We start from the raw sequence: 24,135 nt of genomic DNA on the forward strand, positions 1-24,135 counted from the left end.
CCTTAATGCATGTCGCACAAAAGTGCGCAGCGGTTTTGCGATAACGACATGCATAACAAGAACCTAAGGCGCGTTCATACACAACGGCCTTAGGCGGTCGAAACCCCGGCAGGAGCAAGATGAACCCGGACGGGATCGTCTTGCTCCAATCCTTAACGCCATTAACCACCGGGGGATTATCCGGTGGGGTACGCGATCGCATAATGGATGCATGCTTGTGTGGCAGTGTAGGCGCTATATGATTGCGCACATAACCTGTGCCGACTTCGAAAGGATCGACACTTGCAGCATGCCACGCCTGCCGCCCCCGCAGTGCGCGAGACGTTGGAGCGATTGCTAGCCAGCGAGACGTTCGGGCGATCCGAGCGCGCGCGTAAATTGCTTCGCTACCTGGTCGAGCGCGAGCAGGCAGGCGAAGCCGACAGGCTCAAGGGCTTTTCCATCGCGATGGATGTTTTCGGCAAGGACGGCGATTTCGATCCGTCGACCGATGCCGTGGTGCGGGTCCAGGCGGGCAGGCTGCGCGAGCTTCTGCAGCACTACTTCGCCAATGAGGGCATCGCCGAACCGATCCGCATCGCCATTCCGCGTGGCGGCTATGTCCCATCCTACGAACTCAACGCGATCCGCCTCCCGGTCGAGCCCGAACCGGCGGAACATGTCGAGACGGCCGCCACCGTGCCGGGGCCGCTCGAAGGCGCCGGCATAGGCGCGCCTCCTCTATCGTTCATGTCCTCTCTCGCCCCCGAGCCGGGACACGCGCTGCGGCGCCATCTCCAGTTCTTCTGGGCGGCGATCGCTCTGGTCATCGTCATGCTGGGCGTGTTGATTCTTCGTCAGGGAAGCGGCGCATTGCTGGCCGGAGGCGATGCCGCGTCGACGGTCGAGAATGCGGTGGCGACCGGCAGCATCGCGCCATTGCCTCCGATCGAAACCCTTCCGCTCGTCTATATCGCCGTGAAGGCGAACAGCGCCCAGGCTACACGCGTTGCCGCGTCGCTGCGCGTCGGCCTTAGCGGCTTCGATACGGTCAACCTCATCGGTCGCGACGCAGACAGCCCACCCGATCCGGTCGCGGACGCAACCAGTTTCATATTCGATGTCCTGCCGGGACCGACGACGGGCGATGTCACTCTCGAGTTGCAAAGCGTGGCGACCGGACGGGTTCTGCTGTCGCGCAACCTTCCGGCCGCCGCCAGCACGCCCTCCGCCGTCGAGGACAGTGTCGCCGACATTTTGAGTTCGGCCATTCCCGCCTCGGGCACGATCTACAATTATATCGAAGAGAGCGGCACTCAGAACGGCCTGACGGAATGTCTGCGGCTCAACGACAAATACTACCTCGACCAGAGCGCCAAGACCCATGAGGCTGCGTATCGCTGTCTCGAAAACCTGGTCAATCTGGGTGCGAAGTCGTCGCTCGTCTATTCCGAACTTGCCTCCTTGCATCTCGAGGCGGTCACCAAAAACTACGCCTATCCCCCCGGCGCAACAATCGAACAGGCGATGGCGCTTGCCCATCGCGCCGCGCAGATGGGGCCGACCAGCCCCTATGCGCATCGCGCCTATGGCTACCTCTACTCGCGCCTCGGCAATTCGGAGGAATCGATCCGCTGGATGCGCAAGGCATATGAGCTCAACCCTTATGACCTCAGCATGGCTGCCGCCTATGGCAACGGACTGATCTTTGCCGGCAGGTACAGCCAGGGCACGCCAATTCTTGCTCACGCCGTCGAAATATCCAGCGCTCATCCGACCTGGTGGGACTACGGGCTTTTCGTCGGTGCATTCATGCTGGGCGACATGAACAGGGCCACGATCGCCAGCGATGCGCTGCGGACGACGGCGACGAAATCGCACTATCTGGCCGCGCGGCTGATCGGTGCGAAGGCCGCCGGCCGCGATCAACTGGCGCTAGAGCTCGCCGACGAACTGACCGCCAAGTTCCCGAAATTCGCAGCCGATCCACGCACGACATTCGTCGACAGACGATATCCGGCGGATCTGACCGACCGGCTGGTTGGGGCCCTGCATGCCGCCGGAATCGGCAGCGGTAGCTGACCATTCCAAGCTGGCGCCCTGATCGCGAAAATTTTACTGGCCATGGATCTGGACAAAGAGCAATCCAGCCACGATTTCAAATCGTTGTCCCGCCCGTCTTGCAAAAACACCATAAATTTTCATGATTCCACCCCTTTACGCTGTCGAACGGGGCGCCGGCCCGAAGACGATCGTCTTCCTGCATGGCTTCGGCGGTTGCCGCGATGACTGGCGCGAGGTGACTTCGACACTGGCATCTGGAGCACGGACGCTGGCCTATGATCTTCCGGGGCACGGACTGTCGCTCGATTTCCCCGAGGGCGGTACGGCCAAGACGGCCGCTCGCGCCGTTCTTGCCGATCTCGCCGCGCGCAAAATCGGGAGAGTGCATCTCGTCGGCCATTCGATGGGCGGGGCGGCAGCGGTGCTGATGGCGTTGGCCGAACCCGAAAAGACAGCGTCGCTGACGCTTCTGGCCCCAGGCGGCTTTGGGACGGAGATCAACGGGCCGCTGTTGCGCCGCCATGCCGCTGCTGTCGACAGAAACGAAATTCGTGCCTGCCTCGCCGCCATGTCCGGACCGCAAAACCCGCCGTCGGAACGTATCGTGGATGTCCACGGTGACATGCGTGCGCGTCCTGGCCAGTTGCAGAAACTGATCGAGATCGCGGCTGCCATGACCAGGGACGATCGGCAAGGTGTCATCCCGCGAGAACGGCTCGAGACGCTGACCATGCCGGTGATGGTGGTCTGGGGGTCCGACGATGCGGTGCTGCCCTTCACCCAGGCCGATGGCCTGCCGACGCATTTCCACCTGCACCACGTGATGGAGGCCGGCCATATGCTGGTCGAGGAGGCGCCCGGCCTGGTCGCCGAGATCGTCCGCCACAACATGAAACGCCGCAGCAGCCCTCTTCGGCCAAAATTTGCCGCCGCGGCGAATTGATCCCTTCGCTGCGAAGGCGAGCGCCTCCTGGACGCACCAGCCAACCTCTCTGTCACCCACTCGAAGGTCGGTCCAGCGTGCATTTTGCCGGCGACTGTGTTAACTGGCTGTTAACCAAACCGCGAGGCGAACGCCGATGAAGGACGCAGGCGAGAACATCACCCAGATCGATCAGTCGCGAAAATTGTCCGACGCCATTCGCGACGTGAAAAACGCCTTCGCCGACCGCGATGACGTCGTGGTCGACATGCGCGAGGCGCATCGCATGCGGCTCGACTTGCTTGCCGCCGAACTGGCACCCGTCTTCGCCGACGTGCCGGCGGACATGGACAATTTCGACTTCGCCGTATCGTCCGGGCTGCAGCCGCGCCTGTGGATCGATGCCGTCAGCCATGTCGCCATGGGGCGCGACCGCCGCACCTACCGCTTTCTCAAGGACACGCGCATCGGCCGTGTCGTGCTCGCCGAATCGACCGACATGAAACCCGTTGCCGGTCAGGTGACGCGCTATGTGGCGGAGCGTGTCGTTGAACGCCAGAGAATGTTGGAAGGTGGCGTCGAGCAGGCCATCGCGGGCCTGAAGCGCGCTGCCGTGGCGGAAGCCGAGCCACCCTTGCAGGCCGCCCCGCGCAGCAAGGGCTGGTCGGCTTTCCTCTCCGGCCTTGGATTGATCGTCGCGGGCGCCCTGGTCGGGCTGGTTGTCTCGGTCGTATTGTTCTGGGACCGCATCGTTGCGATGGGGTGGGGTTTCAAACCATAGCTTCGGCGTTCGCGCCGAGTTCCAGCGTCTCCAGGTCGGACGGCGCGATGGCCGGCCCGGTCAGGCCGCGCCGCGTCAGCTTGATGCGCCAATTGCCCTCTTCGCCATCGATATCGAGCAGATTATACTGTGCTGCCGGGCGCCTGCCGCCGGGCGACTGTCCTGCGGCAGCCACGCCGACCACGGGTATCCTGCGGCCTCGCCCGCCAATGAAAAACAGCGTCGGCTCATGCGAATGACCGTGCAGGATGAGTTCGGCGCCATGCCGATGAACGACCTTGTTGAAGCGGGCGATGCCGAACAGCCGCTTGGGCTGCGAAACCGCGCCGCGCACCGGCGGGTGATGGATCATGATAACGCGGAACAGCCCGCGCTTGGCGGTCGCATCGAGCACACCGCGCAGCCTTTCGGCCTGACCTTCCAGAAAGAAGCCGTTGGCCATGAACGGAGCCGTGGCACGCGCCGTGGTCACACCGATCAGCGCGATGTCGCCGCGCACGCGCAGATAGGGAAAGGCGTTGCGGTCCACCGGAGTATTGACGCCGTCGCCGGTCATCCACGCTGCCCATGACCGGCAGGCCTTGTCGAAGGCGCCCGGCACATAGGCGTCGTGATTGCCGGGTACGACCGACACATCATGCGGCGAGCCCAGCGTCTCCAGCCAATGCTTGGCCATCTCGATCTCACCGTCGAGCGCCAGATTGACCAGATCGCCAGTGACGGCGAGGTGATCCGCCCCGCTGGCCTGCATGTCGGTGACGATCGTGTCGATGACGGCGTCGCGCATGTGGCGGCGGCGGTTGCGCTGCCAGTTGACGTAGCCGACCACGCGCTTGGAGGCGAGATCGCGATAGGTTACATCGGGGAGCGGTCCCAGATGGATATCGGAAATATGCGCGAGCCTGAACATCCTTCCTTCATATGCGACGCGCGCGCCGCTTTCCACCCACGGTTTCGTGGTTGATGAAGCGGTCCGATCCGCAACAGGCCTTTCGCCAGACCGGTTGGCCGGGTTTCAGGGCAAGGCTGTTCCACCTGTACTTCGTGCTGCGGCGGCCAATGACGCTCGGCGTGCGCGGCCTGGTCCACGATCGCGCCTCCAATTCCGTCTTTCTCATCCGCCACACCTATGTCCCGGGCTGGCAGCTTCCGGGCGGCGGCGTGGAGCTCGGCGAGACGCTGGTTGAAGCGCTTGTGCGCGAACTCGCCGAGGAGGGCAACATTGCGCTCAGCGCGCCGCCGCTGCTGAAGTCGATGCATTTCAACCGCCGGGCCAGCCGCCGCGATCACGTCGGCCTGTACCTGATCGAAGGGTTCAGCCAGACCGCGCCGAAGCTGCCGGACCACGAGATCGCCGAAGCCGGTTTCTTTCCGCTCGACCGTCTGCCCGAGGGAACCACACCAGCCACGTTGCGGCGGATCGCCGAGATTTTTGGCGGCGAACAGCCCTCGCCCTACTGGTAGGTCACGCCGCCTTCCTGAACCGCGCGCGATCATGCGGCGCGCCATGGTCGAGCTCCGGTCCGACCGGCACGATGCGCGTCGGATTGATGGTTTCATGGCTGCCGTAATAGTGCGCCTTGATGTGGTGCAGGTTCACCGTGCCCGAGACGCCCGGCACCTGATAGAGATCGCGCAAATAGTTCGACAGGTTCGGATAGTCGGCGATGCGGCGCAGATTGCACTTGAAATGACCGACATAGACCGATCGAAGCGGACCAGCGTGGTGAACAGCCGCCAGTCGGCCTCGGTGATGCGGTTACCGACGAGATAACGCTGTTGCGACAGGCGGTCCTCCAGCGTGTCGAGTGCGGAGAACAGATCGTCAAAGGCTTCCTCATATGCCGCTTGCGTGGTGGCGAAGCCGGCGCGATAGACGCCATTGTTGACGGAGGGATAGACCAGCGCATTGACCCTGTCGATCTCGCCGCGCAACGTCTGCGGATAGAAATCGAGGCTGGCGTCGCCCCATTGGTCGAAGGCGGAATTGAGCATCCGGATGATTTCGGAGGATTCGTTGGAGACGATGGTCTGCTCTTTTTTGTCCCACAGCACCGGCACCGTCACCCGGCCGGAATAGACAGCGTCGGCCCTGGTATAGATCTGATGCAGGAAATCGAGGCCGTAGAGCCTATCGCCGGTGGCGCCGTCCTCGGCCAGGAACGTCCAGCCGTCGGCGCCCATGAAGTGGTGGACGACCGAGACGGAAATCACGTCCTTGAGCCTCTTCAGCGCGCGAAAGATCAGCGTCCGGTGCGCCCAGGGACAGGCAAGCGAGACATAGAGATGGTAGCGACCGGGCTCGGCCTTGAAACCACGCTTGCGGCCCTCGGCCGGCGCGCCGTCGCGAGTGACCCAATCGCGCCATTGCGACTGCGCCCGCACGAACCTGCCGCCACTGTCCGCGGTCTCATACCCGCGATCATGCCACCTGCCTTCGACCAGCAATCCCATGCGAAATCTCCTTGCGTCCTCAACAACCATTTAGGTGCAAGGCGGCGGCACCGAAGTCGTCATGTGCTGAACAGACCGTCACCTGGGTGAAGCGGTGGACGAAAACGGCCGATTGCAGCGGCTGAAAATTGATGCTAGCGGACAATCCGCATGTTCGACTTTGCTTTGATCCGGTTTGACCGACGACGAAAGGGCGCCCGCGCTTGATGTAGCGCTGACTGGCGAACGCTGCCGTTTGCAGCAAACCTTTCCCCGTATCGGAACGCAAAGACCATGAGCCTTGCCGACGTAAGATACCTGCCGGAAACTCCGGCGCATGACCCCGAAATCGAAGCCATCAACGACGAGGCCTTCGGGCCTGGCCGTTTCGTGCTGGCCGCCTACAAGATCCGTGAGGGCGGTCCGCACGAACGCTCCCTCTCCTTCGTCGCTGTCGATGGCGATACCGTCATTGCCTCGGTGCGCATGACGCGCATCGCGGCCGGCGCCGGCCGCGCGCTGATGCTCGGACCGCTCGCGGTACAGCCGGCCTTCAAGAATCTCGGCATCGGCCGCCGTCTTGTGGCGATCGCATTGGAGGCCTCAGCCAAGGCCGGCGTGTCAGCCGTGGTGCTTGTCGGGGATGAGCCATATTACGGCCCGCTCGGCTTCAAGAGAATCCCGCGCGGGCAAATCTCCATGCCGCGTCCAGTCGATCTTGACCGGCTTTTGGCGCATGAGATCACGCCGGGCGCGGTGACAAGGCTGGCGGGAGAAGTCCGCCACGCCGATCAGGCGAAGATTACCGAGCATGTCGCCGTGATGGCATGACTATGACGCGCTTTAGGTGGAGGACACCGAGATGAACCCGAACGGCCAGATTGCGATCGTCACCGGTGGCGGTTCCGGCCTCGGCGAGGCAACGGCGCGCGCGCTGGCTGCAAAGGGCGCTCGCGTTGCCATCCTCGACCTCGGAATCGAACGGGCGGCGAAGGTGGCAGCCGACATCGGCGGCATCGCCATCCAATGCGATGTGAGCAATGCCGAGAGCGGTGCCGCTTCCGTGGCGGAAGTGGCGGAAAAGCTCGGCGGACCGCGCATCCTAGTCAACTGCGCCGGCATCGCCATCGGCATCAAGACGATCGGCAAGGAAGGTCCGCATCCGCTCGACCAGTACCGCAAGGTGATCGATGTCAATTTGATCGGCACGTTCAACATGATCCGCCTTGTCGCCGACCGGACCGCCAAACTCGAGCCGTTGCCAGGCGGCGAGCGCGGCGTCATCGTCAACACGGCATCGGTCGCCGCCTATGATGGTCAGATCGGCCAGGCAGCCTATTCCGCTTCCAAGGGCGGTGTCGTCGGCATGACGCTGCCTGTGGCGCGCGACCTTGCCCGCTCAGGCATCCGCGTCTGCACCATCGCGCCCGGCATCTTCAAGACGCCGATGATGGCCGGCATGCCGCAGGAAGTGCAGGATTCGCTGGGCGCCGCGGTGCCCTTCCCATCCCGCCTGGGCGAGCCTTCCGAATATGCGGCACTTGCGCTGCACATCGTCGAAAACCAGATGCTGAACGGCGAGACCATCCGTCTCGACGGCGCCATCCGCATGGCCCCGAAATAGCCAGAGCATTTTGCGGCCAAGTGGCATCATTTGGTGTCGCACAAATGCGGCTAAAACAAACAGATAGAGCGGGATGCCCTTTCAATCCAAATGCATCCCGCTCTATTGCCATATTGGGCTCGTCGTCTGATAAGTGGATGACAAAAATCAACTTGCCGCGGTGAGCGTTTTGACCGAGCAAAAGAAGGACGTGATCCGCGAGACGGACGCCGAGGCGATCAGGCTGGCCAAGACGCTGATCCGCAGTGCCCGTTTCGGCGCACTTGCGGTGATCGAGCCGGGGACCGGTTCGCCGCTGGCCAGCAGGGTTGGCGTGGCGACCGATATCGACGGCACGCCGCTGATCCTCGTCTCGACGCTGTCCGCCCATGCCGGCGCGATCCTGGCCGACCCGCGCTGTTCTCTGCTAGTGGGCGAACCCGGCAAGGGCGATCCGTTGGCGCACCCGCGAATCACCCTGGTCTGCCGGGCGGTGCGGCTCGAGCGCGGATCTGGTGAGCACGCCCGCGCGCAGCGGCGCTATCTCAATCGCAACCCCAAGGCGAAACTCTATGCCGGGCTTGGCGACTTCTCTATCTTCCGCCTCGAGCCCGAGCGAGCCAGCCTGAATGGCGGCTTCGGCAAGGCTTATTTGCTCGACCGCGCCGATCTTGTCACCACCGCACCGATCGTCGAGGAACTCGCCGCTGGCGAACAATCCGCCCTTGACCATATGAACGCCGACCATCGCGATGCAATTGCCATCTATGCCGACCATTTCGCCAAGGCCGCCGGCGGCGATTGGGTCGTCACCGGCTTCGATGCCGACGGCATGGATATGGCATCGGGCGACGATGTCTGCCGGGTCTTTTTTCCCGAGCCATTGCAGGCTGCGCGGGAGTTGCGCCAGGTCTTGGTCGACATGGCAAAGACCGGCCGGGCGGCGAATTAGACACAGCTTCACAGTTAATCGCGTCGGACCGAAAGCAAGCCTTGAGATTTGAGCGAAATGTTCTACCCTTCCCGCTAGCGTTGAATCGCCAGCGCATATTCGGTGAGTCTATGGAATCAGACGCTATTGCCCCCATAGTGTCGGATGAGCAGGAAGGCATGGGGGATCGATGGTCTCGACAAAGCTAATCGCCAACGCCGAATCGGCGGCCATTTTTCTGACGCTGATGGGCAACGAGAAACGGCTGTTGATCATGAGCTATCTCGCCGACGGTGAAATGTCGGTCGGCGCCATTGCCGAAAAGGTCCTGCTCAGCCAGTCCGCCCTGTCGCAGCATCTGGCCAAATTGCGGGCCCTCGATCTGGTCGAGACCCGCCGCGACCGGCAGATGATCTACTACTCCTGCAAATCAGAGGCCGTACGCGAGCTTCTCACCATGCTGGACGGGATTTTCGGCGAAGGCGAGCTGTCGCAGATGGCCTTTCGGCTGCGCCGCGCCGGGACTTGACCGGAAAGTCCAATCGTTCCTACGTCGCTGATGCTTTTTAGAGCGACGTGCGTCTACTTGGACGCACAAAGTACGTTCTAAGACTTTGAGTCCTCGCATCGTGCTTTCCGAACCGAAGGTCAGCGCAACAAAAATCGATTCCGATTTTCGGGCCGATGCGAATCTGACGAGGTGCGCATGGACCCTATCCGTATCGACGATCCAGGGGATCCGCGCGTCGCTGCCTATCTGGACATACGCGAGCGCGATCTTGCGGGCCGGCAAGGCCGATTCGTTGCCGAAGGCAAGGTCGTGCTGGACATGCTGCTCTCCACCGGGCGCTTTTCTGCCGAATCGGTGCTGGTACTCGAAAACCGGTTGGCCGGCCTCGGCGAAATCCTGCGCAAGGCGCCCGTGGACCTGCCGGTCTACGTCACGGCCGGCGGGATCATGGACAGGATTGCCGGCTTCCACATGCATCGCGGCATATTGGCGATCGGCCGCAAGGCCGCGGTACAATCTGCAGAGGCCTTGCTCGGCGGCCTGCCCGCGCGCTCGTTGATCGTCGTGCTGGTCGGCATCGCCAATCATGACAATATGGGCGCCGTCTTTCGCAACGCCGCCGCTTTCGGTGCCGATGCCGTGTTTCTGGACACGACCTGCTGCGATCCGCTGTACCGTAAGGCGATCCGTGTCTCGGTCGGCGCCGCGCTGAAAGTGCCCTTCACCTCCTTCGCAGACACCGGCGGCTTCATTGCCGCGCTCGACCGCCAGGGCTTCGACCAGCTTGCTCTGTCGCCGCGCGGGCAAACCGAAATCCGTGCTGCAAAAAGGGCAGAGCGGCTGGCGCTCTATCTCGGCACCGAGGGTGAAGGCCTGCCCGAAAGCCTGCTTGCCCGCCTGCGGACTGTACGGATCGACATGGCCGAGGGGTTCGACAGCCTGAATGTCGCCGCGGCGTCAGCCATCGCGCTGCATCATTTTTCCGCAAGCAGGAGATGAGCAGCAGACGATGGCTTCCATCGTCCGGGTTTCAATTCGTCAAAGCAGCCTTCTGCAGCGCCCGCACCCGGTCGGCAAGGCTGCGTTCGCCATTTCCCGACCGCGCTTTCTCAGGCGCCGCAAGCACCTTGGCAATCGGCGACTCCGGCCCGTCGAGCTTTGCCGTCAGGGCGACGACTTGCGCCGCCAGGTCGCTCATCTGATCGCGCAGCGCCGCGCCGTTGCGGCGCGCATCGCCGCCTTCGGATTTGGCTCCTTCGACGGCGGCAAGATCCGTCTTCAGCCGCCTGTTCTCGCGGGCCAGCGCCGTCAGCCTGGCTTCCAGCCGCTCGCGGTCGGCATCGAGCTTGGCGATTGCCTTTTCGATCTCGTCACCCTTGCCGGCCGCACCAGCGGGATCGCCTGCCGGACTGACAAGACGCAGCGGGGACGTGTTGCCTTCGCCTTTCTTTTCGCGAAGCCGCGCAATCTCCTTTTCGCGGCGGTCAAGCTTGTCCTCGCGATCGGCAAGCGTGGCGAGCAGGCGCTCGACCTTCTTGTCCAGTTCGCCGGTCCTTTTCTTCTCGGTTCTCAACGCGTCTCGCACGGCCTTGCTTTCGGCCACGATTTCCTGGTGGCGCCGGTCTGCTTCCTTGCGCTGGCCGCGCAGCAACGAAATGTCACTCGCCAGCTTCTGCAACTCGGATTCGCGCGCCACCAGTTCGATCTGGCGGTTGCTGGAGGAAAAACTGGCGTCATCATACATATGCTCCAGCTTTTCCAGCTCGAGCGCGCGCTTTTCCAACACACGCTCGGTTTGGGCAAGCCGATCCGTCAGAACCTGCAACTGGTCTTCGCGCTGCCGCAGTTCCTCACTCTTGGCTTCGAGCTCCAAAAGGGCCTGTTTCTTGTCCTTCCGCTCGATTTCCAGGCCCTTCAGGGTCTCGCGGCCACGGCCGATTTCGACAAGCTGTTCGGCTGATTTCTCGCGCAACGACTTCACGCTCATTTCGAGCCGGCGCGTCGACATGGCGAACTCGGCCCGGACGCGGTCCTTGTCCGCCTGGATCTCGGCCAGCGTCAGCGGCATCGAACCCTCGACGCGTTTACGCGTCAGCGCCACGGCCCGCCGCCAGACCGCCGGGGCAATCATCAGCGCCAGAAAGCCGGCGCAGAGAAAGCCGAGGACAAAGAACAGGATCGACTGAACCAAGGTGACTATCCGTTATGGATGGCAAACAACCGCAGGCAATTGTGCCACGTTCGCATGACGGAATTCCAGTGCCGCGGCAAGGTCTGCCGCGGCACTGTTCGGATCGCGGACCCAAGGTCCGATCGAGATGATGCAAGCGCCTGCTCAGAACGGATTCCAGGTCGCCCGCTGGGTAAGCTTGAGGTAACCGAGATTGACACCGAGCCGAGCGCCAACGCCGGTACGGATCGGCACCAGCAGCATATTGTTGTTCTTCATGACGTTGAAGCCGACGCCGGCCACGACATAGGCCGAGCCAGCAACGCCGCCGAAACGATTGTAGAGGCTGTTCACATCATCGAGGTTATAGACCAGCATCATCACCCGCGAGCCCTCGCCGCCGAAATCCCAGCCAAGCGACGGCCCTTGCCAGAACACTTTGTGATCGCCGGCATTCTTGGTGTAGAGCGTGCCTTCGCCATAGGTCAGGCCGCCGATCAGCGCGCCGGACCCCTCCTCGCCGAGCAGATAGCCGTTAGGCAAGCCGTAGGAGGCAAAGATCTTCTCGACGACGGTGGCGAGCCCGCCCGATGTCGCCCCGAAGAATTTGTGACCGGAATCAACGATCTCCTGAGCGGTGTATTCCTGGGCTCGCGAAGCCGAGGGGGAAAGAACGACAAGGCCCATGAGAGCGATCGTCATTGCGAGGACACGGAAAAAGTTCCGGTCGTAGAATCGGGAAAACATGCTTCCAATCTCCGTCAGGGAGCACTTTTGCCGACGCCTCGCATCCGTGCGGCTCTTTGGCGGCCGTTAAGGATGACTGTTACGGACAAACTATGCCGTAATTCTTTTTCAACCATTAAGCTTTCACATGAAGATGGCGGTTCGAAGGCTGGTTTCGGGCTGGTTTGGCGCGCCCGCGCATCCACTTGCGTGAACACACCATTTTCTATCACGGCAATTCTGGATTTGTTGATGCACGCACAAGCGCTGTGTATTCAGAAAGCCTGTGAGCGAGCGTGATTCGTGTGGACAGGCGTGATCGTCGATCGCCCGGCCATTGGTTGTGAAATTTTGCAGGGACTTTCGCTGATGGCCGAGCTTTTCACCCTTTCCGCACCCGATCTCGCGGCGCTTTTGTGCAGCCGGGTTTGCCACGACATCATTTCGCCGGTCGGCGCCATAAACAACGGGCTCGAACTGCTCGATGAAGGCGGCGCCGACGAAGATGCCATGAAGCTGATTCGCCAGAGCGCCAGGAATGCTTCGGCCCGCTTGCAATTCGCCCGTATCGCCTTCGGCGCGGCCGGTTCTGCCGGCATGATGATCGACACTGGGGACGCGGAAGCCGTTGCCATCGCCTTCCTCAAGAACGAGAAGCCGGAACTGGTCTGGAACGGAAGCCGTGCACTGTTGCCCAAGAACAAGGTCAAGCTGCTGCTCAATCTCATTCTCGTCGCCAACGGCGCCATCCCGCGAGGCGGCAAGCTTGTGGTTACGCTTGAGAACCTCGACGCCGAGCCGCGCTTTGCTCTGGCCGCGAGCGGTCCGATGCTGCGCGTGCCGCCGAAGTTCCTCGAACTCCATTCCGGCCACAGGCCCGAGGAACCGATCGACGCGCATTCGGTGCAGCCCTATTACACGCTGCTCCTGGCGCGCGAGGCCAACATGACGATATCGATCCACGCAACTGCGGAAGAAATCGTGCTCTCGGCAGCCTGAAACTTCCTGCACCACAGCCCTCGGATGCATGATCCTCTTCCGAACCTGTGATTGGGGGTCATTGGCCAGCGGAAAGCACAGATAATGAAATTTCCCAACAATACCTGATGTCGTCGCGGAAAGATTTCGCCATCTTACAAAGTTGAAGTATCGACGAAGAAGATCATGTAAATAGCGCCTTTACAAAAATTTTACCCAATGGCTTTTCGGCTTCTTTACCGGATTGACCTATGGTGCCTCTCAGCCCCCCGCGACGCCGCCGGCAAAGAAGGCCCGGAAATGAAACGCTGCATGTTCATCGACGATTCGAGCGTCATCAGGAAGGTTGCAAAGCGCATCCTGGGTGGTCCCGACATGCTGGTCATTGAAGCCGCCAGCGGGTTTGACGCGATCGAAATGTGCGCAGCCGATATGCCGGATATCATCATCGTCGATGGCGCCTTGCCGGATATGCAGGCGGTGGACGTCATCCGCCGCGTGCGTGCCATGGCAAGCCCGGTACAGCCCCAGATCCTGATTTCGCTGGTTGAGGTCGAGGTCGCGGCGATCATGAAGGCAAAGCGCGCCGGCGCTCAAGGCTATCTGCTGAAGCCGTTCAATCGACCGCAACTGCTCGAATGCTTCCGCAACTTGAAAATCGCCGCCTGACACCAACTCACGAATGGCTCGTCCAAAGAAAAACCCGGCAGAGGCCGGGTTTTGTCGGAAGCCAATCGAAAGAGACCCTCAGGCGCTGACGCGGATATCCTCGGGTTCGCGCAACACATAGCCACGGCCCCAGACCGTCTCGATGTAATTCTGGCCGCCCGAAGCGGCGTCGAGCTTCTTGCGCAGCTTGCAGATAAAGACGTCGATGATCTTCAGTTCCGGTTCGTCCATGCCGCCGTAAAGGTGGTTGAGGAACATTTCCTTCGTCAGCGTGGTGCCCTTGCGCAGCGAGAGCAGTTCCAGCATCTGGTATTCCTTGCCGGTCAGATGCACGCGCTGGCCGCCGACCTCGACGGTCTTGGCGTCGAGGTTGACCACCAGGTCGCCGGTGGTGATGACCGACTGGGCATGGCCCTTGGAACGCCGCACGATGGCGTGAATGCGGGCAACCAGTTCATCCTTGTGGAACGGCTTGGTCATGTAGTCGTCGGCGCCGAAGCCGAGGCCGCGCACCTTGTCCTCGATGCCGGCCATGCCGGAGAGGATCAGGATCGGCGTCTTCACCTTGGAAAGACGAAGTGTTCTCAAGACTTCATATCCAGACATGTCGGGAAGATTGAGGTCGAGAAGGATGATGTCGTAGTCGTAGAGCTTGCCTAGATCGACACCTTCTTCGCCAAGGTCGGTCGTATAGACATTGAAACTTTCCGATTTCAGCATCAGCTCGATGCTTTGTGCGGTTGCACTGTCATCTTCAATCAGCAGAACACGCATTTCATTCCCCTTTTCTGCTGCCGGACCATTTCACGACCCGTCCAGGACCGGAGCAGTGATTGCCTAGAGCAGAGGCTGCCATCGAATGGTTAACAAAACCTAATTCCGTGCTGATGACGGTATCAGATTTTTTAACCCCTTTCTACACCTTGTTGAATCTAATGATGAATCACAGAACCAAACCGCTAATGCAACACATTAATAAGCCAGACTAAGTGACTCCAGGGACTCGCTGGCCACGCTTCCCAGCCGAGGACCGGAATTTTTACCCGGCCTTAAGTCCTGACCCGTATGATTAACAATGCCCGTAAACGAATGGTTACCGCCGGCAAAAAACTTTAGGGGTTTGTTTCCCATAGTGCCGGGAAAGCCGGTGGAAACGGGTGAAGCCTCGGCGTGCCGAAGCGGATTCGACGATATGTGCAGGTGTGCGTTTCCAGGAGTACCGAATCATGAAGTCACGTGAAAACCTCGTTCGACTGAAGCAGTTTCAGGTGAACGAGAAGCGGCGGCAGCTGCTGCAACTCGACATGATGATCGCCGAATTCGAGCGCATGGCTGTCGAACTGGAACTTCAGATCACTGCCGAGGAAAAGAAGGCTGGCATCACCGACATCAACCATTTTGCCTATCCGACCTTCGCCAAGGCGGCGCGCTTGCGTCGCGACAATCTCAGAAATTCGCAAAGCGATCTCGCCCAGCAGCGAAGCATCGCCGAATCACTGCTCGGCGAAGCCGAAGCGGAGCTCTCCAAGGCGGAAATGCTCGAATCGCGCGACACCAAGATCCGCGAGGCCGAGACCGGCACCCGCAGCGCCATGATCGGCTGAAAACAAGGCTCCAGACCCGATCGACACGCGGCATTGACCATCGGACACCGCCACCCGCCAGGGAGGTGTCAGTTTCAGGCCACCAAATCCTGTCTCGCGACCGTCCGCGCGCGGGCATCCTTGATGTCAGGGGCATGCTGCTCCGACCAGGCCCTTATCTGACTGAGCAGCCCCGCCAGGTTTTGGCCGAGCTCGGTCAGTTCATATTCGACCCGCGGCGGGATGACTGGGAAGATCTCACGTCGCACCAGGCCGTCGCGCTCAAGGACGCGCAGCGTCTGCGTCAGCATTTTCGGCGTGATGCCTTCGAGCTTGCGCGCCAACTCGCCGTTGCGCAGCCGGCCGCGGCGCAAGGCGCAAACCATCCTGGAAACGGTGGGTGGCGACCATGCCCAGCGCTCGCTGAAGGTGCTCAAGCCCGGCGGCGTGCTGGTGTCGCTGCTCAATGTCAGCGATGCCGCCAGGGAGGAGGCCAAGACACGAGGTATCCGGGCCGAACGCATGTCTGTCGTGCCCGATCGCGACGGCCTTGTCGAGCTTGCCAAACTGGTTGACGCGAAAAAGCTTGCCGTTCACGTGGCGAAGGTCTTTCCGCTCGAAGAGGCCGGCGCCGCGCATGCCTTTCTCGGCACCAGGCCGATCGGCAAGGTGGCACTAGCGGCCTGATGCGGGAGAATCATTCCGGCAAAACAAAAAGGGCGCGGATTGCCGCGCCTTTCATCGCTCTCGAATCAATTTAATGGCGATATTGCTGGATGCGCGTCGTGCGCAGCCCGGCAAGGCCGTATTCATCGATCGATGCCTGCCAGGACAGGAATTCCTCGGTGGTCAGCTTGTAGCGCTGGCAGGCTTCTTCAAGGCTCAAAAGTCCGCCGCGCACCGCGGCGACCACTTCCGCCTTGCGCCGGATAACCCAGCGGCGTGTGTTCGTCGGCGGCAGATCGGCGATCGTAAGAGGGCTGCCGTCTGGCCCGATAACATATTTGACTCGCGGTCTAACTAGATCGGTCATCGTACTCTCTACTAAAAACTCAAAGACCCAATCCCCACCACATTACCGCCACAGCTTTAAAAATTGCCTAAGCGAACCCTAATAGCTAGGTAAGGATCATGAACGCCGCGTTAGTCTTTTCCTCGGCATTTGAGATATCCGCCGGCAAGCACGGAATTTGCTCGCAAAAAATCGGCACCGCCGCAAAGCTGGCGCACCCGAACTGCTTGACCTATATTCCGGCCATTGGCATTCAAGCGCCGTCAATCGGGCGCCGCGCAGAACGAAAGAACCATGAACAGCCTCGACCTTCCCGAAAGCCCGCAAAACACCCGCGTCGTCGTTGCCATGTCGGGCGGCGTCGATTCGTCTGTTGTCGCCGGTCTTTTGAAGCGCGAAGGCTATGATGTCGTCGGCGTTACGCTGCAGCTCTACGATCATGGCGCGGCAACGCACCGGGCCGGCTCCTGCTGCGCCGGTCAGGATATCGACGATGCCCGCCGCGTTTCCGAGACGCTCGGCATTCCGCATTATGTGCTCAATTACGAGGAGCGCTTTCGCAAGGCGGTGATCGACCCGTTCGCCGAGAGCTATGTGGCCGGCGAAACGCCGATCCCTTGCGTCTCCTGCAACCAGACGGTGAAGTTCGCCGATCTTCTAGCGACCGCAAAGGAGCTCGGCGCCGACGCGCTGGCCACAGGCCACTATATCCGCTCCGGCGCCAACGGCGCACATCGCGCTTTGTACCGGCCGGTCGACGCGGATCGCGACCAGAGCTATTTCCTGTTCGCCACCACCCAGGCGCAGATCGACTATCTGCGCTTTCCGCTCGGCGGCCTGTCAAAGCCGCAGGTGCGCGCCATTGCCGAGGAAATGGGGCTTAACGTCGCCGCCAAGCAGGACAGCCAGGACATCTGCTTCGTGCCGCAGGGCAAATATTCCGACATCATCGCCAAGCTGAAGCCGGCCGCAGCCAATCCGGGCGACATCGTCCATATCGACGGCCGCGTGCTCGGCCGCCATGAGGGCATTTTGCGTTATACGATCGGCCAGCGCCGCGGCATCGGCATTGCTTCGGGCGAGCCGCTCTACGTCGTCCATCTCGATGCCGATCGCGCCCGCGTCGTCGTTGGTCCGCGCGAGGCGCTGGAGACGCACAAGATCTATCTTCGCAACATGAACTGGCTGGGCGACGGGCAGCTCGCTGACATTCCGGCGGCCGGGCTGGAGCTGTTTGCCAAGGTCCGCTCGACGCGTCCACCGCGCCCGGCCGTGCTGCATCATCGCGCCGGCAGCACCTTTGTCGAGCTGGCCGACGGTGAGTCCGGCATCGCGCCGGGCCAGGCCTGCGTGCTCTATTCCGACGACGGCAACGAGGCCCGCGTGTTCGGCGGCGGCTTCATCGAGCGTTCCGAGCGCGGCGCCGAGGCCGAGGCGATGCTGAACCGGCTTGCCGCCCGGCCAGCGCAGGTTCCCGCCGAATAGGGCAACGACAGCAATTTTCTCTCAGGAAGGCGAGCCGGTATGGGCGACCGTGCCGGCGGTCAGGATGCGCAGCACCCTGATGGCTTCCTCGCCGCTGGTGCGGGGTTCCGCCCGAGTCTCGATACACTGGATGAAATGCTCCAGCTCGCGCGTCAACGGCATGCCCTCGCCGACCGCCACATAGGACGGCTCATTGGCGGTGAAGGCCCATTGCCCGCTGTCCTGCCACACCGCGTGGCGGTAGACGGCGAGCTTGCGCTCCCACGGCTCGACATCGTCGAACACCGCCATCGCCTTGGTGCCGACCACGGTCAGCCGCCGCTCGCGGTAGGGATTGAGCCGCGAGGTGAAGAGATGGCTGCGCAAGCCGTTGGGAAAGCGCATGTGCAGATGTGCGAAGTCGCTGAGCCTGTCGAGCAGGGCGGCCCCCTCGCCGCGCACCTCGACCGGTTCCGAGCCGGTGATGGCCAGGATCATCGACAGATCGTGCGGCGCCAGATCCCACAGCGCGTCGTTCTCGGTATGGAACTTGCCGAGCCCGAGCCGGTGCGAGTGGATGTAGCGCACCTCGCCGAGCTCGCCATTGTCGATCAGCGCCTTAAGCGTCTCGAAAGCGGGATGAAAGCGCAGCACATGGCCAACCATGAAGACACGGCCATTGTCGGCCGCTGCCTTTACCGAGCGCTCGGCATCGGCCACCGTCAGCGCGATCGGCTTTTCCACCAGCACATCCTTGCCGCCCCTGACGGCCCGCACCGCCATGTCGGCGTGGAATTGCGGCGGCAGCGCCATGACGATGGCATCGACGTCTTTGCGGGCAAACAGCGCCTCGGGCTCGATCGCCAGGCAATCCTGCTCGCTGGCGAACCCTTCGGCACGGGCAGGGTTGACGTCCGAAACTGCATGCAGCGCGCCGAGCGCCTTGAGGGTGCGGATGTGGTTGCTGCCCCAGTATCCGCAACCGAGGACTGCAATGCGCGGTTTCATCAATTTCAGACCATGACTTTCGTGGCCGAGACATAGCGACGTGCCTCGTCGAACTCAACCCCGATAGCTCAGCTCAAATGCCTGCCCGGCAAAGCATTTCGGCCGTTAGGGCGACGTGCGTCCATTTGGACGCACGAAGTACGCGTCTCAAGGCTTTGAATCCTCGCATCGCCGATGCGATTGGATATGTCGGCATGCCGGCTGCATCGATGCTTGACAGGCTTGGTGTCCCAACCTTATATCCGCGCGACCTTGGCGAACGCCTCGACATGCCTTTCGATTTAAGGCGGATTTCGGGCCTTTCGCCGCCCTGGCGGGGTAGCTCAGTTGGTTAGAGCACGGGAATCATAATCCTGGGGTCGGGGGTTCAAGTCCCTCTCCCGCTACCACCATTCCCCCCACTCCTTTGACGCCGTGGGGGAAGGCACCCTCGCCCAAGAGTGCCGTTAGCCGCCCAGTGATTTCGACTTCGATCCCGCCGATCCTCGATGGATCCCGAAACACCGTGACGGTTTCGATCAAGTCCCGCATCGCTTCTGCACATTCGGAATCGCCAGAAGCAATGCCCTTGGCAAGCCCTGTCTGAAGCTGGTTCAGCTGTTCCTCGTAGCGCGCCAGCACCGCAGGATGCAGCGCGATCACTCCGGTCGCGGCGGGCACCCGATCCAACTCTGCCAAAATGCACTTACGCTCTTCATTCAGTGTTGTTGATTGCGGTCCCAGTACGGCTGGGTCACCGTGGCCCTTGGCAATGGCGTTAACCAGCCGCTCAATCTCCCGAGATAGTTCTTCAAGCCGTCGCTCCAAACGAGTGCGCCTGGCATCGGTGTCGGCTGCCAAGCGCTTCCGTTCTTCGTGGTAGGTCTGGACGTACTGGGCAATCACTTCAGGATGACGCAACTCGGCGGTAAGCCCGTTCAGAACGGCAGTTTCGACCGTATCCAAATAAAAGGTCTTAGGATCAGCGCATGTTCCGCTTTCTGTCGCGGCGGAACAGCGGATGCGAATGCGCTTGGACTTGTCCATGCCTTTTGACGACATTCCCGCACCACAGGCGCCGCACCTCAGAAGCCCCGCCAACATATGCCGTGGTCGGCGCTGATGGCTTGGATGGGTGGTTGCGCGCGCCTTCTTCCGCGCGTGTGCTGCGTCGAACAGGTCGGACGAAACAATCGCAAGATCGGGTACTTCGACTATTCGCCATTCACCCTTGGGATTCGGACGCGAGACACGTTTCCCCGTATCAGGATCCTTGATCATTCTGACCCTGTTCCAGACCAAGCGGCCAGCATAAAGCTCATTATGAAGCAGCCCCGTTCCTCTCTGCGCATTTCCATTGATGGTTGAGGCATTCCACGCTCGACCACGTGGGGCCGGTATGCTTTCGCTATTGAGATTGTGGGCGATGTCGCGTGGGGTCTGTCCATCGACATACTCCCTGAAGATGCGACGCACGATCTCCGCTTCGTCCTCAGCGATTAGCCGCTTTCCAGGGTCGCCAAGCACATACGAGTAGCCATAGGTTAATCCACCGGCATGGAGCCCCTTATTGACTCGGCCGGCCTGCCCCCGACGGACTTTGTGGGCAATGTCCTCCCGATAGAGTTGCCCAACAAGACCGCGAAGTCCGACCAAGACCGTGTTCACCACGCCCTCGTGGACGGCACGAATTTCGATACCGAGAAATGAAAGGCGCTTGTGAATGCCAGCAAGGTCTTCCATGTCGCGGGAGAGCCGATCAAGGGCCTCCACAACGAGCACATCGAATTCGTGCTCACGAGCTTTATCCATCAGGTGGAGCAAACCATCGCGTCCCATCACGGAACCGCCGGAGCGAGCTCGATCGTCAAACGTTGCAACAACGTCCAAACCCTGACGCTCAGCGTAAGTTCGGCAGAGCGTTAGTTGATCGTCTATTGATCGTTCATTCTGAAGATCGGTTGAGAAACGTGCGTATATCGCGGCTCGATTCATGATGTGGTTTCTCGGCCTGTTGACGCGCGTGGTCCTCGCGGGCGGCTTGGCGCGCGAGAGCGCTTGCAAGGCGCAGAATCGCTCTATCGGGCACACGGCGCAAGGCCCGTTTGTGGGATTTCACAACCATTGCGGGCAGTGCTCGGTACGGGAGGAGAATGGCGGTGGACTTGCTGAACACGCGGACAGCTTTCCGCAGGATGCGTGAGCTCCTTCAAGCCGACCGAAATCGCGATTTTTCTCCATACCTAGCAAGATGTATTCATTCGGGAGCTGACAGAAGCAGGCAAACCGGCCCGTCGCAGAAACGGATAGCATGGCGTGCTATTCGGAAATCTGCCCGTCTGACCGGTTGCTCTCGCTGAACCTGTCACGAAGGAAAAGAGAGCGTCCAATCATGGACGGCCCTGGGCCGGCACCTGGGCGGTGGCGCCTCGCTTGGCTGCTGGGAGCGGCAAGAGCGGCGACTTTAGGCCTTGATCGGATTTAAGTCAGTCGTGCCCGCGTCGTACGCGGGGTCGCCAGGAGCAGGCTGGTTTCGCTGCCCGTTATGCCTGCTATCAGTCGGATGCGGCGCAGCACAGCATCGAAATCGGGCAGTGAGGCGGTCCCGAGCTCGACCACCAGATCCCAGCGGCCATTGGTGGTATGGATGGTCGAGACTTCGGGGAAGCCGCCCAGTGCCCGGACCACGCGGTCGGCGGCATGGCCCTCAATCTCGACCAGCATGATACCGCGGATGCGCTGATCGACGGCGTCGGCGCGCAGCACCACCGTGTAGCCGATGATCTCGCCGGATCGTTGCAGCCGCTCCATACGCGCCCTGACCGTGGCGCGCGAGACGCTGAGATCGACGGCAAGGTCCGACACGCTGCGACGCGCATCATGCCGCAGCAAGGTCACGAGCCGTTCGTCCAGCGCATCCATCGGGTTACCATTTTGATCAGTTTCGCCGCCGCTACGATAAACAATGCTTTCCGGATTGCCAATTCTACCTGTTCATATCGCCGGCTCGCCATGATCTCCTCCCGGCCATTCGAACTTGGGCATCAGGAAAAACAATGCGTTGCAGAATCGTCGGGGCGCCGGTGCAGGACGGCGCTGGCAGAATGGGATGCGAGATGGGGCCGAGTGCGCTGAGGACCGCTGGACTTGTTGAGGTGTTGTCCGGTCTCGGTCACACTGTTGAGGACCTGGGCGCCGTCCAGGCCACTCCGGCAAGGCGCGTCGTGCATGGCAACCTGGCGCTGAAGGCCCTGCCTGAGATATCGGCCTGGACATCCGCTATTGCCGCGGCCGCCTATGCAGCGAGCGAGGACGCGATGCCGATCTTTCTCGGCGGCGACCATTCGATCTCGGCCGGGACCGTGTCGGGCCTCGCCCGCCGCGCCGCCGAGAGCGGGCGACCGCTGTTCGTGCTGTGGCTCGACGCGCATCCGGACTTCCACACGCTCGACACCACCGCCAGCGGCAATCTGCACGGTGTTCCGCTCGCTTATGCCAGCGGCCAGCCGGGTTTCCGTGGCTATTTTCCGGATCTGCCGGCAGCGGTCGATCCGACGCGTATCTGCACCATGGGCCTGCGCAGTGTCGACCCGGCCGAGCGCAGCGCGCTCAACCAGGCGGGCGTGACCGTTCACGACATGCGCGCCATCGACGAGCACGGCATCGCGCCGCCGCTGCGTGCCTTCCTTGCGCGCGTGTCTGATGAAGACGGGCTGCTGCATGTCAGCCTCGACGTCGACTTCCTCGACCCCTCGATTGCGCCGGCAGTCGGTACTACGGTTCCCGGTGGCGCGACGTTCCGCGAGGCGCATCTGGTGATGGAGATGCTGTCCGACAGCGGCCTCGTTTCCAGTCTGGATCTGGTCGAGTTGAACCCGTTCCTCGACGAGCGCGGCCGAACCGCAACGCTGATGGTCGACCTGACGGCGAGCCTGATGGGCCGCCGCATCATGGACCGCCCGACTCGCAGCCATTCCGGGAGCCTTTGATCATGACCACGGCTAAGCTGAACATCGTCCCCTTCGTCAGCGTCGACCGCATGATGAAGCTGGTGATTGCCATCGGTGTCGAGCGCTTCCTGACCGAGCTCGCCGGCTACATCGAGGAAGACTTCCGTCGCTGGGAGCTTTTCGACAAAACGCCACGCATCGCCTCGCACAGCCATGACGGCGTCATCGAGTTGATGCCGACCAGCGATGGGCACCTCTATGGCTTCAAATATGTCAACGGCCATCCAAAGAACATGCGCCAGGGCCTGCAGACGGTCACCGCCTTCGGCGTACTCGCCGATGTCGGCAGCGGCTACCCGATGCTGCTCACCGAAATGACCATCCTGACCGCGCTGCGCACAGCCGCTACGTCGGCTGTCGCGGCCAAGTATCTGGCACCACGCGGCGCGCGCACCATGGCCATCATCGGCAATGGCGCCCAATCGGAATTCCAGGCAATCGCCTTCAAGGCGCTGACCGGAATCGATCGGCTCAGGCTCTACGACATCGACCGATCCGCCTCGCGGAAATGCGCGAAGAACCTGGCTGGTATGGGGTTCGACATCACCATCTGCGAAACCGGGCAGGAAGCGGTTGAAGGTGCCGGGGTCATCACGACGGTTACCGCCGACAAGCAGTGCGCCACCATTCTCACCGACAACATGGTCGGTTCCGGCGTCCACATCAATGCCGTCGGCGGCGATTGCCCCGGCAAGACCGAACTGCACAAGGACATTCTGCTGCGCTCCGACATCTTCGTCGAGTTCCCGCCACAGACACGCATCGAAGGCGAGATCCAGCAGCTGGATCCCAACCATCAGGTGACCGAGCTCTGGCAAGTGATCGCCGCCAAGGCCCAAGGTCGCAGAGACGCCAAGCAGATCACGCTGTTCGATTCGGTCGGCTTCGCCATCGAGGATTTTTCAGCGCTACGCTATGTGCGTGACCAACTGCAAGCGACTGGCCTCTATGAGGAACTCGACTTGCTCGCCGATCCGGATGAGCCACGAGATTTGTTCGGCATGCTGCTGAGGGCGGCGATGCAGCCGGCAGCATAACAAGGCTCGCCCAAAAACAGCATCCGCCGTCCTGCCGAGGGTGATCGCATTTCAAAATAGGGCCAGGAGCTGAGCGAGGTAGGTGTCGTCCCAAGCGGCGCGCTTGAACTTACCGTGCAAGGAGCCTTTGGTGGGGTCTTTCTGCATCACGTTGATGGCCATGTGGCGCAAAACGGCGAGGTTGTTTGGACCGTTGCCCAATCGGCTCCTGTCCTGATCCTCGTTCATGACGACATCGAGGCGCCAGTGCACACGGTTCTCGACGCCCCAGTGGG

The 24,135-nt window shown here is 61.6% G+C and carries 25 protein-coding genes, 1 tRNA gene and 2 pseudogenes; 17 read left to right on the plus strand and 11 right to left on the minus strand.

The window, feature by feature from the left end; all coding sequences use genetic code 11:
• Positions 1-282: 282 nt before the first annotated feature.
• From MESS2_RS27590 to MESS2_RS27600, 3 genes are all read left to right on the plus strand, one after another.
• Positions 283-2,061 (plus strand): tetratricopeptide repeat protein, encoded by a 1,779-nt coding sequence (locus MESS2_RS27590; protein ID WP_008877890.1) that lies wholly within the window; start codon positions 283-285, stop codon positions 2,059-2,061.
• 121 nt (positions 2,062-2,182) lie between these two features.
• Entirely contained in the window at positions 2,183-2,986 is an 804-nt protein-coding gene (locus MESS2_RS27595; protein WP_008877891.1) for an alpha/beta fold hydrolase, read from the plus strand.
• Between the two features lie 136 nt (positions 2,987-3,122).
• Entirely contained in the window at positions 3,123-3,746 is a 624-nt protein-coding gene (locus tag MESS2_RS27600; RefSeq protein ID WP_008877892.1) for a hypothetical protein, read from the plus strand.
• Here MESS2_RS27600 and MESS2_RS27605 read toward each other — a convergent pair.
• Complete coding sequence (locus tag MESS2_RS27605) at positions 3,736-4,656, minus strand: metallophosphoesterase family protein (protein ID WP_008877893.1); 921 nt, start codon at positions 4,654-4,656, stop codon at positions 3,736-3,738. The two genes, MESS2_RS27600 and MESS2_RS27605, sit on opposite strands and share 11 nt — an antisense overlap.
• 53 nt (positions 4,657-4,709) lie before the next feature.
• On the opposite strand from MESS2_RS27605, the gene MESS2_RS27610 reads away from it, so the two are divergent.
• Entirely contained in the window at positions 4,710-5,210 is a 501-nt protein-coding gene (locus tag MESS2_RS27610) for an NUDIX domain-containing protein (RefSeq protein WP_008877894.1), read from the plus strand.
• A gap of 1 nt (position 5,211) precedes the next feature.
• Here the strand turns inward: MESS2_RS27610 and MESS2_RS27615 are convergent.
• Positions 5,212-6,200 (minus strand): annotated as a pseudogene (locus MESS2_RS27615) (glutathione S-transferase family protein).
• A 273-nt stretch (positions 6,201-6,473) separates the two neighbouring features.
• Between MESS2_RS27615 and MESS2_RS27620 the strand changes: the two are divergent.
• The 5 genes from MESS2_RS27620 to MESS2_RS27640 all read left to right on the plus strand — a co-directional run bounded on the left by MESS2_RS27620 (position 6,474) and on the right by MESS2_RS27640 (position 10,223).
• A complete protein-coding gene (locus MESS2_RS27620; protein ID WP_008877896.1) occupies positions 6,474-7,010 on the plus strand; it encodes a GNAT family N-acetyltransferase in 537 nt (178 codons plus the stop codon).
• A gap of 31 nt (positions 7,011-7,041) precedes the next feature.
• Entirely contained in the window at positions 7,042-7,803 is a 762-nt protein-coding gene (locus MESS2_RS27625) for a 3-hydroxyacyl-CoA dehydrogenase (protein WP_008877897.1), read from the plus strand.
• Between the two features lie 169 nt (positions 7,804-7,972).
• The gene (locus MESS2_RS27630; RefSeq protein WP_040594153.1) at positions 7,973-8,734 is read left to right on the plus strand and encodes a HugZ family pyridoxamine 5'-phosphate oxidase; all 762 of its coding nucleotides are present in this window, start codon (positions 7,973-7,975) and stop codon (positions 8,732-8,734) included.
• A 169-nt stretch (positions 8,735-8,903) separates the two neighbouring features.
• Positions 8,904-9,242, plus strand: coding sequence for an ArsR/SmtB family transcription factor (locus tag MESS2_RS27635; protein ID WP_008877900.1), 339 nt, complete (start codon positions 8,904-8,906; stop codon positions 9,240-9,242).
• 177 nt (positions 9,243-9,419) lie between these two features.
• Positions 9,420-10,223, plus strand: a complete 804-nt coding sequence (locus MESS2_RS27640) for a TrmH family RNA methyltransferase (protein ID WP_008877901.1) — start codon at positions 9,420-9,422, stop codon at positions 10,221-10,223.
• Positions 10,224-10,254: 31 nt separating this feature from the next.
• Here the strand turns inward: MESS2_RS27640 and MESS2_RS27645 are convergent, their stop codons facing one another.
• Entirely contained in the window at positions 10,255-11,415 is a 1,161-nt protein-coding gene (locus MESS2_RS27645) for a coiled-coil domain-containing protein (protein WP_008877902.1), read from the minus strand.
• A gap of 144 nt (positions 11,416-11,559) precedes the next feature.
• The gene (locus MESS2_RS27650) at positions 11,560-12,096 is read right to left on the minus strand and encodes a DUF1134 domain-containing protein (RefSeq protein ID WP_244440102.1); all 537 of its coding nucleotides are present in this window, start codon (positions 12,094-12,096) and stop codon (positions 11,560-11,562) included.
• Positions 12,097-12,489: 393 nt separating this feature from the next.
• Between MESS2_RS27650 and chpT the strand changes: the two genes are divergently transcribed.
• Both chpT and MESS2_RS27660 read left to right on the plus strand, forming a co-directional pair.
• Entirely contained in the window at positions 12,490-13,119 is a 630-nt protein-coding gene (gene chpT, locus MESS2_RS27655) for a histidine phosphotransferase ChpT (RefSeq protein ID WP_040594151.1), read from the plus strand.
• Between the two features lie 279 nt (positions 13,120-13,398).
• On the plus strand, positions 13,399-13,767 hold the full coding sequence (locus MESS2_RS27660) for a response regulator (protein ID WP_040594154.1): 369 nt from the start codon (positions 13,399-13,401) through the stop codon (positions 13,765-13,767).
• A 78-nt stretch (positions 13,768-13,845) separates the two neighbouring features.
• On the opposite strand, the gene ctrA is transcribed toward MESS2_RS27660, so the two are convergent.
• A complete protein-coding gene (ctrA, locus tag MESS2_RS27665; RefSeq protein WP_006203583.1) occupies positions 13,846-14,541 on the minus strand; it encodes a response regulator transcription factor CtrA in 696 nt (231 codons plus the stop codon).
• A 452-nt stretch (positions 14,542-14,993) separates the two neighbouring features.
• Here ctrA and MESS2_RS27670 point away from each other — a divergent pair, with 452 nt between their 5' ends.
• Positions 14,994-15,371 (plus strand): hypothetical protein, encoded by a 378-nt coding sequence (locus MESS2_RS27670; RefSeq protein WP_008877907.1) that lies wholly within the window; start codon positions 14,994-14,996, stop codon positions 15,369-15,371.
• Between the two features lie 74 nt (positions 15,372-15,445).
• Here MESS2_RS27670 and MESS2_RS27675 read toward each other — a convergent pair whose 3' ends face one another.
• Entirely contained in the window at positions 15,446-15,694 is a 249-nt protein-coding gene (locus MESS2_RS27675) for a winged helix-turn-helix transcriptional regulator (RefSeq protein WP_244440100.1), read from the minus strand.
• On the opposite strand from MESS2_RS27675, the gene MESS2_RS27680 reads away from it, so the two are divergent.
• Positions 15,684-16,037, plus strand: a complete 354-nt coding sequence (locus MESS2_RS27680) for a zinc-binding dehydrogenase (protein WP_244440101.1) — start codon at positions 15,684-15,686, stop codon at positions 16,035-16,037. The genes MESS2_RS27675 and MESS2_RS27680 overlap by 11 nt on opposite strands.
• 70 nt (positions 16,038-16,107) lie before the next feature.
• Here the strand turns inward: MESS2_RS27680 and sciP are convergent, their stop codons facing one another.
• On the minus strand, positions 16,108-16,383 hold the full coding sequence (gene sciP / locus MESS2_RS27685) for a CtrA inhibitor SciP (protein WP_006203587.1): 276 nt from the start codon (positions 16,381-16,383) through the stop codon (positions 16,108-16,110).
• 273 nt (positions 16,384-16,656) lie between these two features.
• Between sciP and mnmA the strand changes: the two genes are divergently transcribed.
• Positions 16,657-17,847: a tRNA 2-thiouridine(34) synthase MnmA gene (mnmA, locus tag MESS2_RS27690; RefSeq protein ID WP_008877910.1), complete on the plus strand. Its 1,191-nt coding sequence runs from the start codon at positions 16,657-16,659 to the stop codon at positions 17,845-17,847.
• A 21-nt stretch (positions 17,848-17,868) separates the two neighbouring features.
• Here mnmA and MESS2_RS27695 read toward each other — a convergent pair whose 3' ends face one another.
• Entirely contained in the window at positions 17,869-18,834 is a 966-nt protein-coding gene (locus MESS2_RS27695; RefSeq protein WP_008877911.1) for a Gfo/Idh/MocA family protein, read from the minus strand.
• Between the two features lie 312 nt (positions 18,835-19,146).
• Here MESS2_RS27695 and MESS2_RS27700 point away from each other — a divergent pair.
• Positions 19,147-19,223, plus strand: a tRNA-Met gene (locus tag MESS2_RS27700).
• Here MESS2_RS27700 and MESS2_RS31620 read toward each other — a convergent pair.
• Together MESS2_RS31620 and MESS2_RS27715 are read right to left on the minus strand one after the other, a co-directional pair.
• Complete coding sequence (locus tag MESS2_RS31620) at positions 19,180-20,808, minus strand: recombinase family protein (RefSeq protein WP_083918707.1); 1,629 nt, start codon at positions 20,806-20,808, stop codon at positions 19,180-19,182. The two genes, MESS2_RS27700 and MESS2_RS31620, sit on opposite strands and share 44 nt — an antisense overlap.
• Positions 20,809-21,294: 486 nt before the next feature.
• On the minus strand, positions 21,295-21,735 hold the full coding sequence (locus MESS2_RS27715; RefSeq protein WP_008877916.1) for an Lrp/AsnC family transcriptional regulator: 441 nt from the start codon (positions 21,733-21,735) through the stop codon (positions 21,295-21,297).
• Between the two features lie 134 nt (positions 21,736-21,869).
• On the opposite strand from MESS2_RS27715, the gene rocF reads away from it, so the two are divergent.
• Complete coding sequence (gene rocF / locus MESS2_RS27720) at positions 21,870-22,802, plus strand: arginase (protein WP_040594152.1); 933 nt, start codon at positions 21,870-21,872, stop codon at positions 22,800-22,802.
• Positions 22,803-22,804: 2 nt separating this feature from the next.
• The gene (locus MESS2_RS27725; RefSeq protein ID WP_008877918.1) at positions 22,805-23,860 is read left to right on the plus strand and encodes an ornithine cyclodeaminase; all 1,056 of its coding nucleotides are present in this window, start codon (positions 22,805-22,807) and stop codon (positions 23,858-23,860) included.
• A 51-nt stretch (positions 23,861-23,911) separates the two neighbouring features.
• On the opposite strand, the pseudogene MESS2_RS27730 reads toward MESS2_RS27725, so the two are convergent.
• Positions 23,912-24,135, minus strand: a pseudogene (locus tag MESS2_RS27730) (ISAs1 family transposase); the annotation flags it as partial.

Source organism: Mesorhizobium metallidurans STM 2683, from assembly GCF_000350085.1.
GTDB lineage: Bacteria > Pseudomonadota > Alphaproteobacteria > Rhizobiales > Rhizobiaceae > Mesorhizobium > Mesorhizobium metallidurans.

Coding starts and splice junctions, on each gene's coding strand:
- chpT (WP_040594151.1), top strand. CDS start 12,490: ATGGCCGAGCTTTTCACCCTTTCCGCACCCGATCTCGCGGCGCTTTTG.
- MESS2_RS27725 (WP_008877918.1), top strand. CDS start 22,805: ATGACCACGGCTAAGCTGAACATCGTCCCCTTCGTCAGCGTCGACCGC.
- MESS2_RS27600 (WP_008877892.1), top strand. CDS start 3,123: ATGAAGGACGCAGGCGAGAACATCACCCAGATCGATCAGTCGCGAAAA.
- MESS2_RS27625 (WP_008877897.1), top strand. CDS start 7,042: ATGAACCCGAACGGCCAGATTGCGATCGTCACCGGTGGCGGTTCCGGC.
- MESS2_RS27695 (WP_008877911.1), bottom strand. CDS start 18,834: ATGAAACCGCGCATTGCAGTCCTCGGTTGCGGATACTGGGGCAGCAAC.
- MESS2_RS31620 (WP_083918707.1), bottom strand. CDS start 20,808: ATGAATCGAGCCGCGATATACGCACGTTTCTCAACCGATCTTCAGAAT.
- MESS2_RS27640 (WP_008877901.1), top strand. CDS start 9,420: ATGGACCCTATCCGTATCGACGATCCAGGGGATCCGCGCGTCGCTGCC.
- mnmA (WP_008877910.1), top strand. CDS start 16,657: ATGAACAGCCTCGACCTTCCCGAAAGCCCGCAAAACACCCGCGTCGTC.
- MESS2_RS27670 (WP_008877907.1), top strand. CDS start 14,994: ATGAAGTCACGTGAAAACCTCGTTCGACTGAAGCAGTTTCAGGTGAAC.
- MESS2_RS27610 (WP_008877894.1), top strand. CDS start 4,710: ATGAAGCGGTCCGATCCGCAACAGGCCTTTCGCCAGACCGGTTGGCCG.
- MESS2_RS27650 (WP_244440102.1), bottom strand. CDS start 12,096: ATGACGATCGCTCTCATGGGCCTTGTCGTTCTTTCCCCCTCGGCTTCG.
- MESS2_RS27620 (WP_008877896.1), top strand. CDS start 6,474: ATGAGCCTTGCCGACGTAAGATACCTGCCGGAAACTCCGGCGCATGAC.
- sciP (WP_006203587.1), bottom strand. CDS start 16,383: ATGACCGATCTAGTTAGACCGCGAGTCAAATATGTTATCGGGCCAGAC.
- MESS2_RS27660 (WP_040594154.1), top strand. CDS start 13,399: ATGAAACGCTGCATGTTCATCGACGATTCGAGCGTCATCAGGAAGGTT.
- MESS2_RS27605 (WP_008877893.1), bottom strand. CDS start 4,656: ATGTTCAGGCTCGCGCATATTTCCGATATCCATCTGGGACCGCTCCCC.
- MESS2_RS27635 (WP_008877900.1), top strand. CDS start 8,904: ATGGTCTCGACAAAGCTAATCGCCAACGCCGAATCGGCGGCCATTTTT.
- MESS2_RS27715 (WP_008877916.1), bottom strand. CDS start 21,735: ATGGATGCGCTGGACGAACGGCTCGTGACCTTGCTGCGGCATGATGCG.
- ctrA (WP_006203583.1), bottom strand. CDS start 14,541: ATGCGTGTTCTGCTGATTGAAGATGACAGTGCAACCGCACAAAGCATC.
- rocF (WP_040594152.1), top strand. CDS start 21,870: ATGCGTTGCAGAATCGTCGGGGCGCCGGTGCAGGACGGCGCTGGCAGA.
- MESS2_RS27595 (WP_008877891.1), top strand. CDS start 2,183: ATGATTCCACCCCTTTACGCTGTCGAACGGGGCGCCGGCCCGAAGACG.